General features: G+C 48.1%; 7 protein-coding genes. 1 reads left to right on the plus strand and 6 read right to left on the minus strand.

Annotation, left to right across the window (positions count from 1 at the left end):
• The first annotated feature begins 60 nt into the window (after positions 1 to 60).
• Entirely contained in the window at positions 61 to 3981 is a 3921-nt protein-coding gene (locus QZ331_RS00885) for a two-component regulator propeller domain-containing protein (protein ID WP_294627148.1), read from the plus strand.
• Between the two features lie 321 nt (positions 3982 to 4302).
• Here the strand turns inward: QZ331_RS00885 and QZ331_RS00890 are convergent, their stop codons facing one another.
• The 6 genes from QZ331_RS00890 to QZ331_RS00915 form a co-directional block, all read right to left on the minus strand.
• Positions 4303 to 5424 (minus strand): DUF4971 domain-containing protein, encoded by a 1122-nt coding sequence (locus QZ331_RS00890; protein WP_294627150.1) that lies wholly within the window; start codon positions 5422 to 5424, stop codon positions 4303 to 4305.
• Positions 5425 to 5508: 84 nt separating this feature from the next.
• On the minus strand, positions 5509 to 6990 hold the full coding sequence (locus QZ331_RS00895) for a BACON domain-containing protein (RefSeq protein WP_294627152.1): 1482 nt from the start codon (positions 6988 to 6990) through the stop codon (positions 5509 to 5511).
• 26 nt (positions 6991 to 7016) lie between these two features.
• On the minus strand, positions 7017 to 8486 hold the full coding sequence (locus tag QZ331_RS00900; protein WP_294627154.1) for a BACON domain-containing protein: 1470 nt from the start codon (positions 8484 to 8486) through the stop codon (positions 7017 to 7019).
• A 31-nt stretch (positions 8487 to 8517) separates the two neighbouring features.
• On the minus strand, positions 8518 to 10236 hold the full coding sequence (locus QZ331_RS00905) for a RagB/SusD family nutrient uptake outer membrane protein (RefSeq protein WP_172503768.1): 1719 nt from the start codon (positions 10234 to 10236) through the stop codon (positions 8518 to 8520).
• Between the two features lie 21 nt (positions 10237 to 10257).
• Positions 10258 to 13035, minus strand: a complete 2778-nt coding sequence (locus QZ331_RS00910) for a SusC/RagA family TonB-linked outer membrane protein (RefSeq protein ID WP_294627156.1) — start codon at positions 13033 to 13035, stop codon at positions 10258 to 10260.
• Positions 13036 to 13064: 29 nt separating this feature from the next.
• Positions 13065 to 14819 carry a RagB/SusD family nutrient uptake outer membrane protein gene (locus QZ331_RS00915; protein WP_294627158.1) on the minus strand — a complete coding sequence of 585 codons (1755 nt, stop codon included), beginning with the start codon at positions 14817 to 14819 and terminating at the stop codon, positions 13065 to 13067.
• Positions 14820 to 14827: the final 8 nt, after the last annotated feature.

Raw genomic sequence — 14827 nt, forward strand, 5'->3', positions numbered from 1 at the left:
AGTTTTATTTAAAGAGAATTTCCTATATTTACGCCCCCGTATGGTATTATGCGGCTACTTATGAGAAAAATCCTATTCGAAATATATCTATTGTTCGTCTTTATAGGAGTCACAACGCCTGTCCAGGGCCAGTCTCCTTATTATTACTACAAACAGCTCGGTATTAAAGAAGGGCTTTCACAATCGAAGGTACAATGTGTTTTAAATGACCACAGGGGTTATCTCTGGATTGGTACGGAATCGGGGTTGAATTGCTACGACCGGGATTATCTGAAACAGTATTTGCACCGGCCTGGCGACGAAAGCACGCTGCCTTCCAACAACATCACTTTTATTGCCGAAGATTCCTTATGCAATCTTTGGGTAGCAACGATGACCGGCATTTGCCTCTATGACAGGGGAAGTGATAGTTTCAGAACCTTGTCGGACAATGGCAAACCGATTTATGTGGCTTCCCATTTGCTGGTGGAAGGAGGAATCTTGTTCGGAGGTTCGGGTGCGATTTATAAATATGTGTATGGCACTGGCAAACTGGAACCTTTGTACTATACCAAAGACCCCGCTTGCTACAATCCCTTTTGGCAGATGATACGCTATGACGAAGAGAATATTTTGCTCAATTCGCGTTGGCACGGCATATATTCCTTCCATATAAAGAGCCGTGAAATGAAAAAGATAGAATCGTCTGCCGGAAAGAACTATACTTGTATCTACCTGGACTCTCACAGGCGTCTGTGGGTAAGTGTCTATGGCAACGGGCTGTATTGCTATCAGGAAGGCCGGCTGATAAAACACTTTACGGCATCCAATTCTCCTTTGACATACGATGTCATCCACGACATTACGGAGAAAGACAATCAGCTTTGGGTGGCTACCGACGGAGGCGGAATCAATATCATTTCGTTAGACGATTTCTCATTTGCCAGTATTCAGCAGAAGCAGGACGATGTTCACTCCTTTCCTGCCAACACCATCTACCGCCTTTATCTGGACTCGGCCAATAATATGTGGGCAGGCAGCATCCGGAGAGGGTTGATTGGCATAAAGAATGTGTATGCGTGTTCCTATCAGAATGTTCCTTTCGGCAATCTGTACGGGCTGAGCAACCAGACTATCAACAGTTTCTTTCAGGACAGTGACGGAATTGTATGGGTGGGAACCGACGGCGGAGGTATCAACCGGTTTGACCCGGCTTCGGGGACTTTCAGGCATTATCCTGCCACAAGATATGAGAAAGTTGTATCTATGGTAGAATATTCTCCCGACGAGCTGCTGTTTTTTTCCTTCAACAAGGGGCTTTTCATCTTCCACAAGCAGACGGGGCAGGTACGTCCCTTTGTGCTGGTTGACAAGAAAATGAATGAACAGACCTGTGTCAACGGATTCTCTGTCAATATCCAACGGATAACGGAGAATAAAATTCTTTTCAGCGCCCAGCATATTTTCATCTATGATATTGCCAGCCGCCGATTCGACATAGTTGCCACTATGGGAAAGGAGTACGAACGTCATTCTCCACTGATTATAGCTACGAAAGGTGCGAAGACATATCTTTCCGATTTGAAGAGCATCTGTGAGTATGATGCTTCGGAAGGTACTTTCCGTACGATTTACCGGGGACCCTATACCATCAATGATGTTTCGATGGACCAGGACGGTGTTTTCTGGCTGGCTTCTACGGAAGGCCTGGTGCGTTACGACCCACAGACGGGGAAGAGCGAACTGATAAATACAAGCCTGTTTCGCGACGCGTCTTCCGTTGTTGCCGACAACCAGTACCGCATCTGGATAGGGACGAGACGCCATTTGTTTGTGTACTCCTCCCGTACCTGCAATTTTACGACCTTAGAGGAGGTAGACGGGGTATTGCCCAACGAATACATCTTTCACGCTACCCTCCTTGCCCGAAACGGCGATGTCTTTATCGGCGGCACCACGGGCATGACGGTGGTAAATGCTGCCGTCCATTTTGATACCGAGGCGGATTATAAGGTCGAGTTGTTGGATGTGTTATTAAACGGCCTGCCCGTCCCGTTGTCCGAAGAGCGGCACGAAACGGCCGAGACCATTCGGATTCCCTGGAACTTCTCTTCCCTGCAACTGAAAGTCTTGTTGAACAAAGGCGATGTATTCCGCAAAAACTTCTTCCGCTTCAAGATAGAAGGGCTCGACCAGGAATTGGCAAGTTCCAATTCGAACTCATTGGTTATCAACAACCTCCCGATAGGAGAACATACGATAACCGCTTCCTATTATACCCGCGACGGGGGATGGAGTGCGAAACGTCCCGTTCTGCACATCGTGGTCACTCCGCCGTGGTGGAGAACCGGTTGGTTTTACATCGGATTGTATATCTTGTCGGGAGTTGCCGCCTACAGCATTGCCTATTACTTCTACCGCAAGAAGAAAGCCAAGCAGGAGCGGGAGATTATGCGTCTGAAAAGCAGGATGTACGAAGAGAAGATTAATTTCCTGACAAACATCAGCCATGAGCTTCGTACTCCCCTTACGCTGATTTGCGCACCGTTGAAACGTATTATCAACCGGGAGACGGACAGGCAGGAGGTGGAAAAACTGCTGGTCCCCATTTATAAGCAGGCGTATCAGATGAAGAGTATCATTGACATGGTGCTCGACGTAAGGAAGTTGGAAGAGGGAAAAGATATGCTTCATATTCTGCCGCACCGTTTGAATGAGTGGGTACGGTGTGTCGGCGATAAATTTGCCGATGAATATCGCGTGAAGGATATCCGGCTGGAATATGAACTGGATGAGCGCATAGGGCAGGTTCCTTTCGATGAGAACAAGTGTGAGTTTGTTCTTTCCAATTTCCTGATGAATGCGTTGAAGTTCAGCGAGCCGGGCACCACTACTACGCTGATTACCACGTTGTCGGAAGAGAAAGACCGGGTGCGGATTTCCGTCAGGGATGAAGGGATGGGGCTGAACATGGTAGATACAGATTCTCTTTTCTCCAGTTTCTACCAGGGAGCGCACGAGAAAGGCGGAAGCGGCATCGGGCTATCCTACGCAAAGAGCCTCATCACACACCACAGAGGTAAGGTGGGGGCTTCGAATGCGACGGGAAAAGGGGCGGTGTTTTATTTTGAGCTGCCGTTGTCTGCGGGCACGTCCGGACAGCCGGAAGCGGTTCCGGCGGAAACCGCCACAGGCGGCGTGGAAGTGAATGAGCCGGATAAAATTGATTACGACTTCCTCAAAACCTATTCGGTGATGGTGGTGGAGGACACTCCCGAGCTGCGTAGCTATCTGAAAGAGACGCTGAGCAATTATTTCACCCGTGTGTATGTTGCCAAAGACGGCAAAGAGGGGTTGGAGCAGATTAAAGACCGGTTGCCCGATATCATTATCAGTGATGTGATGATGCCCCGGATGAATGGTTTCGAACTTTGCCGGGAAGTGAAGACTAATCTGGAAATCAGCCATATTCCTTTTATCTTGCTGACCGCCTATCATAATTCGCAGAATATGTGCACCGGCTATAAGACCGGAGCCGACGCCTTCCTGCCGAAACCGTTCGAAGTAGACGGTCTGCTGGCACTGGTTCACAATCAGTTGAGGCAGCGCGAACAGATACGGGCAAGGTATAAGGACGACAAGTTGCTGATGCAGAAAGAGATGAGTTTCAGCAATGCCGATGAGACCTTCCTGCTGAGACTGAATGCGCTGATTGCGGATAACATGAGCAATCCGGAGTTGGATGTGGCCTTTATGGCTACCAATATGTGCATCAGCCGTTCCTTGCTGTTCAATAAGGTGAAGGCCATTACGGGTATGGGGATTGTAGACTATGTGAACAAACAGCGCATCGAGCGGTCGATTGTATTGCTTACCACTACCACCATGAGCATTACCGAAATCTCCGAGATGGTCGGCTTCTCCTCTTTGCGTTATTTCAGTAAGGTGTTCAAGTCTATCAAGGGGGAGATTCCTTCCGCTTACCGAAAGCAGGATAAGTAAATTGCACGGATGCATTTTCTTTTCCGCCGGTTGCCTGTCGGGACATCATCGGTTGGGTATGTTTATTGCGTCCCACTATAGTTGTCTTTGCGGAACACTATAGTGGTCCGCAAGGGAAACTGTAGTGTTCCGTTCGTTCCACTATAGTGGAACGAAAAAACAATGGAAGGAAAAGGGATTCTGATTGGGTAACGGATAAACTTTGACAGGAAGTGAGGCCGACTCGAAACAAAAAGAGGAATGAAAGTCATAGAAGGTACTTCTACGCTCCCATCCCTCCTCTTTTGGAAGTTCCTAAAAACTTGGTTCTTACCTTAAAACCTATTTATCTAATCGGGTTATTTTCACCCAGTCGATTTCCATGATGGCAGGCAGGTTGGCATCGTCGATAGGGCCTGCCCACGAGCCTGGTCTGTCTCCTCCCAGTCCCATGTTGAGAATGAGATAGAAGGACGAGTCTTTGGTAAACGGCCATTGTTTCATTTCTGCTTCATTCTCCAGTTTCAGGTTCGAATAAGAGAAAGTCTCCTGTCCGTTGACGAAGAAGGTCAGCTTGTCTTCACTCCATTCCACGGCGTAGACATTCCAGTCCTGGTAATTGCAGGTGATTTGTGCGGTATTGGAGGGGTTTTTGATGTTCAAATCATACGTGTAGTGCGTATGTATCGTGTGATGAATCACCGACTCCTGTTTCACGTGTTCCATGATGTCGATTTCGCCGCAATTCGGCCAGCCGTCGTAGATGTATTTCTTCGGCATCATCCAGATGGCGGGGAATGCACCGTTCGGCGAACTGGTGATTTTGGCTCTCACTTCTACGCGTCCGAAGGTAAAGTCGAATTTGCCTTGCGTTTCGATACCGCCAGCTTTGTATTCATTGCCCACTTTTTCAGCTTTCAGTATCAGTTTGCCATCTTCCACGTAGGCCTGGTCGTAGCTTTCGGACATTTCATCGTTCCAGTCGGAGCCGGCTTTTCGGCAGAGTACCCATTTGGTCGGGTCGGGATGGCCGTCTACGTCAAAATCGTCCATGAAAAGTACGTCCTTCATGGGGTCTTCAAACTTGGTCAGCACAATCGTGTAGGTCGTTGTCTGACTGTCTTCGGTGGTGACGGTTACCGTCTGCTCCTGTTTCCAGTTGCCGATAAATTCGGCCGGGTCGGGCGAAATGGTGGCGCCTTCGGTCATCAGCGTATAGGTTACGCCTGTGATGGCATTGGCGTCTTCAATCGCACCGATTTCCACTCTGCGGGTTGTCTGGTCTATCTTTCCATGATAATAGGAGGTCGTATTTGCCGACACATTGTTTACTGCTACGGCAAAGGCTGTGAGTGGATGTTTCTTATCCGAAGTGATGTAATTAGTCTCATCGTCCGAACAGGTAGCTGTGGAAAATCCAATGATTACCATGTTCAGTATAAGTAATATTTTTCTTTTCATCATACTCTTTTCTTTTTATTGATTTTTGAGTTTGTTAGAAGCGATTGCCCGGTTAGGAGAGTTCGGGCAATCACTATCCTTAGAGAATCAGTCTCCCCATACTAATGGAGCGATGTATTCCCATTTAGTCAGTGTGGCACTGCCACCGGAAATGCTCATTGAGAAATTACCGCCATCTTTGGTGTCTGCAAACGGTACTTTATAAGTATCACTTGTGCCGTTGGCGTCTGTCACACCGTCGCTGGTTGCTTTTCCTATGACTGTGCCGTTGAGAATCCATTCCGAATAAATCCATGACTGGGTCGGATCGGTGGCATCGATTGCTTCGCGTATCTCGAATGAGATTACGTTTGGCTTGCTGGTATCTACATCACGGCCGCTATTCTCATTGTATACGTCACCGTTCCACGGTCTTGTACTTAATTGAGTCCGTTTGCCCAAAATATGGAAGCGAAGTTCTACGTTTCCTCCGTCAAATGCTTTTCCGCTCCAAGAGAAGAAGGTGTTCAGATTTGCATCGCCAAGCGGTTCCCAGTAGAAGCTGTAATGGCCCGGCATCAAATTATCCGGTCCGTAGTAAGTACCGCTGATGGCTCTGTTTACTTCGGTAACCACAGGTCTTTGCGGATTCGCTTGTTTTATTTTGATTGTCTTCACTAATGGAGTAGCTCCTTCGGCAGCTTTGGTGCTCAGTACGATGATTCCGGTGCGGACAGAAGAGCCTTCGTGTTCGTCTACATTAATTACGACGTCGGCAGAACCGTTGAATGAAGTCTCTTCGAAGTGATACCAGTTGTCGTCTGCTTCGTTTTCTTTGGATACTTCCCATTCTGCATTCGATTCTACATGGATGGTGAGTTGCTGAGCTTGTTCGTACATAGCAAACCACTTGCCGTTTTCCGGTGTATCCGGTGTCAGCAATACACCGTTTTGTGTGCATTCTACTTCTTTGGCTATTTTTCCGTGCCGGTCGTAGATGGTTACGATACCGGTACGCTGTTCGCCTGTGTTGGGCGAAGCAGTGACGGTGATTTCTCCGTTCATTTCGCCCGATGCTCCGGATTGGAGGGAGAGCCAGACATCGCCGTCTGTTACTTTAGCAGTCCATTTCTGGTTGCTGAGCACGCTGAATGTTTCGCTGTTTCCTTCCTGGTCAATCATATCTACGCCTTCCACATCCAGGTAAGCAGTACCTTTCTGAGTAAGGACGAATCTTTTTCCTGTCCAATAGTCACTTTTTATGTTGAGCGTGTCTATACGGTCGTCCAATTCGGTGTTTTCTTTGCAGGTGACAGTTACGGTGTAGGTTTCACCTGCCTCACCCGTACTGGGTGAGACGGTGTACCAATCATATTGGCCGAATACTTCCCATGGGTCAGTCGACTTGACTTGGAAGGAGAACGGTTCCGGATTCTTCGCTTGAACCAGGTAGGAATCTTCTACTCTGTAGCGCAGGTCTACCCATTTCTCCGCTTCATTATTATCGCAGCCCTGCAAGAAAGAGAATACGGGCAGCAATGTAGCAAGAGAAAGGCCTGTAATTATTGATTTTCTGATATTTAATCTCATACTTTTAAGTTTTTAGGGTTCGGATATTATTCGACAGGCTCCCATGTGATGGATTTTACAGTGAAATTGGAAGCTTTATTTGTAGTATGCATCCTGAAGTATACAGGTGCTCCCGGTTCGGTTGCATAAGGGTCGGTTATGTTGTTGTCCAGTATGGCAACCTCAACACCATCAATAATCAGTTTAAGAACTAATGCGTTCGAACCTTCTTCTTTGTTGACAACAAGGAATTCGATTTTCTTCACTACATTCGTCTGTTCCGATGTCCAGGTAAATGTTTTCTGAGTCCAGTTTAAGCCTGAACCTCCACAAGTAAAGTTACTTTCTTTATTTGCATAGAAATGTAAATGGAGGTTTGTATTTCCTGAGTTGGGCCACATATTAAACTCAATCCAATCTTCTCCGGTTAAATTGATTGATTCGAAATCGAATGTGAGACGTCCTTTTTTAAATAAATAGTTGGTAACGATTCCACTGCCATATAAAGTCATGTAGCCGGTTTCCTCATCCACAGCATAGTTGTCCGCTCCTCCTTCTTTCCAGAAAGCAGTACCCTGGTTTACATCGAACGTAATACCGTCAAAGCCGTCAATAACTTCTTTGGTTTTCATAATGATGTGACCCACGCGGTTTACCATCAGGTTATTAGTCGTTGTTGTCGTTATTTTCAATTCTGTTTCACTCAGTGCCTCAGCTCTCAGCCAACTTTGATATTCCTTAGGAACTTCAACTTTCCATTCTTTGTTTGCACGAATCAGCACCGTCTTTTCCATATTATTGCCTGTGCCGGGCATACTGATCGTTGTACTTTCGGGATCTTCTTCCAGTTCAATGATTACTCCATTCTGAGTAACGGTAAAGGTGTATTCTTCAAACTGGGTTTTTACAGTCAGCGTACCTGCTCTCTTGGCACCTGCATTGGCGGGTAATGTCACAGTTACGGTTTCTGCTATGGCCTCTTCGTTGCCTGTACCCGATGTCTTGTCGATATTGGACAAGAAAGCGGTGGAAGGAATAATTTCCCAGGCCTTGTTGGAGGAAATGGTAAAGGTGATGCTGCCGCCTTCTGTCGGAACCAGTTCGTCGTAAGGAATCACCACCAAATCCTCTTTCGAAGCCTGCTCGATAGTCACCACCTTGCTTTCTTCGATTCCTTCCGCTTTGATGGTCAGTTTGGCTGTACGCGTTTTCTTTCCTTCATTGTTCTCCATCGTTACCACAATCTCCGAAACCAACGAACTGGCTGCACTCATCGAAGGAGTCGGCTTGCACCATTGCTGGTCGCTTTCGATGGTCCAGGGAGTGTTGGAACTGATGTTGAACACGACATTGCTTGGCGAAGTAGCCAAAGCGGTGTAAGACTCCAGCGCATCTGTCTGGATATTGAGAGGAGCTTCCGGTTGCGAGTCGATATCGAACTCCTGGCATGATACGAAACTGAATGTGCACAATGCAAGAATCAGTTGCATGAATGTGTTGTTATATAACTTTTTCATATATCTTTTAAATATTGGATTAGACAATTAATTACCATCCTGCATTTTGAGGATTTAAGTTTGTATTCTTGTATAGTTCGCTTTGCGGAATAGGGTAGAGATACATACAGTCTTTCCACGCACGGGTCTCATACAGATTCCTGTAGAAATTAAGGGTGCCGTCCGATTGTCTCTCTATCTTTATTCCGTATAGTTCACGCTGGGTCGTATCGGCAATCTTCCATCTCCGCACATCCCAAAAGCGATGGTCCTCGAAAGCAAATTCCACGCGCCATTCGTTGTAGAGGTGTTCCATGAACTCCTCTTTCCCCATCGAAGGGAGCAACGGCATCTCGGCGTTCTTTCTTACTTCGTTGATAGCCCACAGAGCAGAGTACGGATATGTTTCGTCCGTGTAATTGACATCGTTGAAGGCGTTGACCATAGACTCTGCATACGTGAGCAGGGTTTCCGCATAGCGGTAAATAATCCAATGGTGCTTGCTTTTCGATTCTTTGCCCGGTTCGAAGTTGGTGGCTTCCTGAATGTATCTGCGCAGGAAATAACCCGTAGGCGAACCGCCTTGCGACACGATTCCATCGTCGGCACCCCCTTTGAAGGTTTCGATGGTGTTTTCCTTAAACTCCATTCCATTGGCGAGAATGGTGCGATAGAACCGTTTGTCGCGGTTCTCGTAAGGAGCTTGCGGATTGAAAGCCGGGTCTTCGCAAACCCATCCTGTGTTCTCTAAGGTTACTTTATAACCGTTGACTGTTTCGAATGCGTCCACAAGGTTTTGTGAGGGGAAATTGCCGTAAGAGATGAGGCTGGAACTCCGCACTCCTTCGGTGAAACGAAGCGGGAAGTTTGCCAACTCGAAGTTCAGGTTTTCACTGTTGATTCTCATCAGTACAACTTCTTTGGATTCGAGGTTGTTGGCACTCTCTTGGGGGTCGAGAGAGTAAAGCCCTGTTTGGATGATGTCCAATGCTGCTTTGGCCGACTTTTTCCACAACTCGGTGTCCATAGAAGGATTGTGCAGTTTGCTGGCGGCATACAAAAGTGCTTTTGACTTTACTGCCAGGGCAAAGCCTTTCGTCACCCTGCCGATTTCGGCATACGGTTCGGTGGCATAACTTTCGGGCAGGTGATTGTCGGCAGCAGCCTCGTCGCACTCTTTCACGATGAAGTCGATTACTTCGCCGAACGGCGTCTTGCCGATTGTGTTGGCCTCCTCTTCGGTCAAAACCTGTAAAGGCATGGCGATGTCGCCGTAACGGCGGGCCAGTTCGAAGAAGTAGTGCGCCCGCAGCACTCTGGCTTCGTAGGGAAAATACGCAAGCTGTTTCATCCAGTTCTTGTATTGCCCGTCGTGCTCGTAACGAGTGAAGTCTGTCTGTGCAATTTCTGCGATGAAACTGTTGGCGGCGCGTACACCTTGATAAAGATTCCAGGAGTCGTCGTAGGTTTTGATGGCCGACCAGTTGCCGTTGTTGGTATATTGGATATCGGCTGCTACCGCCCCGAATTCGCCGTCGTCGCTTGCACAATCGCGCATGGCAAGTTGGTTGCCTGCGGGGTTGTTGATTCCGAACGAAACATTCTGCGGCATATATGAGTACACGTTTGTAAGCATTGATTTGCTGGTGTTGAAATACTTATATATGTCTTCTTTCGTCTTCAGGTTGTTTGTCTCGTCAAAGTCGAGATAGTTGCATGAGGCAAAGACCAGCGAAGAAAAAATACTTAAGAGTATGTATTTGGTTCTCATAATGTTCATTGTTACTTTGCATTAAAAATTAAGTTTGATACCTGCCCAATAGCTTCTTGTCGACGGGTAAGCGAGACCAAGTTGCTCGGGGTCGGCAAAATGGATATTGTCTGATGAGAACAGATTGGTTCCTTGTACGAATACTTTCAGGTCGGCAAAGCGTGTTTGCGATTTCGGGAAAGTATAAGCTACCGACAGGTTGCGCAGTTTCAGGAACGAACCGTCGCGGTACCACAGCGAGCTGGCGCGATAGTTGTTCAGATTTTCCTGCGTCGTCAAACGGGGCATGGTGGCGTTGGCTCTGTTTTCCGGTGTCCAGCTTGTTTCTTTGTTGAGGAATGTATGCGAGATATTTCCATTGTTGACAAGCGGTTTATAAAGCGGACTGTTGAGCAATGAAACGGTGACACCTGTCATTCCCTGGAAATCGGCGGAAAGCTCGAACCGTTTGTAGGCAAAGTTCAGGTTGAAACCGAAATAGAAGCGTGGAAGAGACGAGCCGAACATACGCACGACGTCTTTTTCGTCAATGCGGTTATCGCCGTTCTGGTCTTTGTATTTCACATCGCCGGGAGCCACGGTCGAGAAGGTCTGTTGCGGGCTGTTGTTGATTTCTTGCTGGCTGTTGAAGAAACCGATAGCCTCTAAGCCGTACTTCTGACCGACGCGGTTGCCTTTGGTGTACAAATAATCGTATTCCTGATAGGCCTGATTTTCATTGACTATCTCAGAGTTGAGGTAAGACATATTTGCGCCAAGACCATACCGGAAATCACCTATTTGGTCGTTCCAGCTTAAAGAAACGTCCAGTCCTCTGTATTTATAGACACCTTCGTTCACCTGGCCTACGGTAATGCCGATAATGCCGGAAGTGGAATTGACACCGGACACAAGGACATCCGAACGTTTTTCGTAGAAACCTTCTACCGTGGCGTTCAAGCGGTTGTCAAAAGCGGCAAGGTCGAACCCGAATGTGGCTTTCTGCGATTTCTCCGCTACCAGCCCGATGACCGGCAAGTTGCCTTCGCTGCTGCCGCTCTGTTCTCCTGCGTTGATACCGAAGTTATAGCTTGAACCACTGCCGTAGGATTGGCGCCATAAGTCGTGCGACAGGCTGCCGTCCCATCCGGACAAACCGTAAGAGGCACGGATTTTAAAAAGGTTGACAGGCGTAACTTTTTCCATAAATGCTTCGTTGGAAACAATCCATGCGGCCGAAACGGCAGGATAGTTGGAATATTTGTCTCCGTCGGGCAAGTAAGCCGAGCCTGAGCGGTTGAATACCGCGTTGAGGCTATAACGGTTGTCATAAGTATATGTGGCGTTTACCAATACGGACTGGTTTTTACGGGAGTTGTTTCTGCCGTTTTGGGAGACGGATTGCATATCGTAAATCAATGCTCCTCCCACTTGATGCAGGCCGAACGTACGGTTATAGTCCACTTTTGCCTGGAAATCGCTGCGAAGCATCAGTCTTTCAAACGGTTGGTTGTGCCCCAGCGTTTCGGAATCGGTTCCATAGATGACAGGGGTTGTCACCAATGTGCCGTCGTCGGTGATGCTGGCATTGCTGTTCATGTAGCGGTACTCTTTGCTGGTGGTTTCGTTCATTCCTCCGATATTGTCGAAAGAGATGGATGCTTCGGCCGCCAGTCCTTTGGTTACCATGCTCAAGTCCTGACGCAGACTCAGGTCGGCAAGCAATGTTCCGTAGACGTTGCGGATATGTCCGTAGTCTTTCAACAGGGCAACGGGGTTGCCGGTTCCGTAGACGGAACTACCGCCATAAATACCGTTTTCATAACGGATGGGGAAGGCGGCTGCCGGAGTGCCGTAGATTTTGTTGAAGATGGCGTTGCGTCCGTAGCGGCTGCCTCTGAGTTCTTGCAACTTGCCAACGATGCCGGCTTTCAGCAGCGTGCTTTCCGTCACCTCTACATCGAGGTTGGTTCTTACGGTCAATCGGGTGTCTGTCGGGGTAGTGTCAAAGCGTGTATCTTCCGTGTTTTTCTTCAACATGGAGCGGTCGCGATAGTAGTCTACTACGGTGTAGAAACGGAACTTGTCACTGCCTCCGCTAAAAGACATCTTCAGGTTGTTTGTAAATCCGGTGTTGTTCAATGTCTCGTTCCACCAGTCTACGTTCGGATAGTCATACGGATAGGTTCCCGTCCGGAAAGCCTCTAACTCCTCTGCGTTGTAGCGTGCTGCCAGGCCGTCTCCGCTCAGTGCGGCATTGAGCGAATTGGCATATGTGTAGGCGTCGGCAAATTCGGGAGAGCGGAATTGTGTGTTGACACCGAAATGATAATCAACGTTTACTTTCAGCCCTTTGCTTATTCCGCGCTTGGTGGTGATTAATATCACTCCGTTTGCACCCCGTATACCGTAGAGAGCTGCCGCCGCCGCATCTTTCAGTACGTAGCACGATTCGATTTCCATTGAAGTGATGTCGTTGATATCACGCGGGAATCCGTCAATCAGCACCAACGGCGCATTACCGTGTATAGAAAGGTTGGATACGTTGTCGGCAGATGAGCCTGTGCCCTGATATACGTTCAGACCTGCCACTTTGCCATACAAGGCCTTGCTGATGTCTATGTGCGGAGATTTTTCGAATGCGGAAGCATTGACTCCGTTGATAGAATAACTGCTGGTCTGGGAAGATACGTTCATCTGGTAGCCTATGCTCAGTGTATCTGCCAGTTTCGTCTCCGAAACGGCTTTCGATGTCTGTGCATACAGGGATACCGAACCTCCCAGGAGCAGAGCGATTAATATATAATTTATTTTATTCATTGTTCAAACAATATTAGTTAACGTGTCATTTACCAGCCCGGATTTTGGGTCATTCCATAATTCTTGTTGATTTCATCCTGCGGAATCGGAGCCAAATACCATTTGGTATCCCAGTTTGTAGCCCAATAGTGCTCTTCCAATTCGACTTTCTCGAAGGTGAACTCGGTCGGATGATTCAGGTCGTTGCCTCTGCTTCTGAGCCCGTAGAGCTTTTTCTTGAAGTCATTCTGTCGGTTGCGGCGCACAAGGTCGAACCAGCGCACTTCTTCAAATCCCAACTCCAATGCTCTTTCTCTCAACACGGCTTCGAGGAACTGGTCATGGCTCATCTTCGTGGAAAGTTCGGACAAACCTACCCTTTGCCGTACCTCGTTGACCATCCGGTAGGCTTCGTCGGTAGGGCGGCCGTTGACTTCGTTGAGCACTTCCGCATATCCTAACATGATTTCCGCCAGTCGGGTGTGCGACCATTGCACGGGTGCGCTCCGGTCGTTGTCCTCCTGCAAGATGTGTTTCATTATCAGGAAGCCGCTACCGTTTTTATAATCGGCATGATTGAGGTAAACAGGGGCGGTGGTTCCGTTGCAATAGGTATCTCCCGGACACGCTACGTTTTCATAGAGACGAGGGTCGCGGGTGGGCACCATTTCGCCTTTCGTAAAGAAGGGTTGCTTGGAAGGCGATTTCCAGTCAAAGTTGGCAGGGAAGTCGCTTCCGTCTTCCCACGGGAACATATCGACGTAGTTCAGCGTGGGTCCGCTGTAGTAACGTTGGCTGATAAAACTGCCGTGAATGTCGGAACTATATCCCTGGCGGGTGGAAATCAGAATTTCTGTTCCTCCACGGTTGTAATAGGCCTGACGGTAGGCCAGGCGTCTTGCCCGGTGTGTCTCCTCGGTAGGTTGAATCAGTTGGTATTCTTTTTGTCTGTCGACTTCGGCAAAGAAGGCGGCACCTGCTTCTGCGGCGTCTGCCCAGCGTTGTGCGCTGTAGTTGCCATAGCAGGTATATTCGTCGGCTTCAGGATGCCATTTGGTATCGGAGTTGAACGTCGGACTGGCTGCCCATTGTAGCACTTTGAATTTCAAGGCCATCGCTCCCGCTTTGGTCATACGGCCGTCGTCTGCGCTGCTTGCTTTCCAGGCCAAGTTGGCTCCGATAGCTTCGTCGAGCAGCCCTACTATCTTACTTACGGTTTCTGCAAAAGTCAGGCGTGGGAAATTCATGGGCTCGTTCACGTCTATATAGTGGTCTAACCATGTCACGCCGCCGACGTATCTCAACATTTCGAAATAACAGAGAGCGATTACTACTTTGGCTTCTGCAATGCGTTCGCTTTTCTCGTTTGCCGACATATCGGGCACTTTCTCTACGTTCTCGATATACAGCCAGGCATAACGGATGGCAGTCCAGTCGGATTTGTTTCCGTAGCGGTAGGCTGAGTTTCTGGGAACGTTGTTGGCGCTGAGCGATCCGTTATAATAGAGTTTGACCGGACCGTCACTGATGTTGTCACGGAAACTATAGCATAAGTCCGTGAGTGATTCGAGTATGTTTTCTCCCAATTTGAAGTCGGCACTCGTAGGCAGCCCGTAAGGCAATCCGGTATAGGCTTTTGTCAGCACCTTTTCGGCGTTTATTTTCGAAGAAAACATCTCTTCGGTAGTCGCTCCGGAACTTTCGGGCTGGTTGCCCAGGAATTTGTCTCCAAAGCTGATTTCAGAACAGGAGGCTGCCAGTATGCAACTCAATACAAGGCTGAGCCCTTTTATTATACTATTCATAAAGTCGT

This window comes from uncultured Bacteroides sp. (genome assembly GCF_910586915.1).
GTDB lineage: Bacteria > Bacteroidota > Bacteroidia > Bacteroidales > Bacteroidaceae > Bacteroides.

Bases quoted from the DNA above. Each gene is read 5' to 3' on its own strand.
- QZ331_RS00900 (WP_294627154.1), bottom strand. From the start codon at position 8,486: ATGAAAAAGTTATATAACAACACATTCATGCAACTGATTCTTGCATTG.
- QZ331_RS00910 (WP_294627156.1), bottom strand. From the start codon at position 13,035: ATGAATAAAATAAATTATATATTAATCGCTCTGCTCCTGGGAGGTTCG.
- QZ331_RS00890 (WP_294627150.1), bottom strand. From the start codon at position 5,424: ATGATGAAAAGAAAAATATTACTTATACTGAACATGGTAATCATTGGA.
- QZ331_RS00905 (WP_172503768.1), bottom strand. From the start codon at position 10,236: ATGAGAACCAAATACATACTCTTAAGTATTTTTTCTTCGCTGGTCTTT.
- QZ331_RS00915 (WP_294627158.1), bottom strand. From the start codon at position 14,819: ATGAATAGTATAATAAAAGGGCTCAGCCTTGTATTGAGTTGCATACTG.
- QZ331_RS00885 (WP_294627148.1), top strand. From the start codon at position 61: ATGAGAAAAATCCTATTCGAAATATATCTATTGTTCGTCTTTATAGGA.
- QZ331_RS00895 (WP_294627152.1), bottom strand. From the start codon at position 6,990: ATGAGATTAAATATCAGAAAATCAATAATTACAGGCCTTTCTCTTGCT.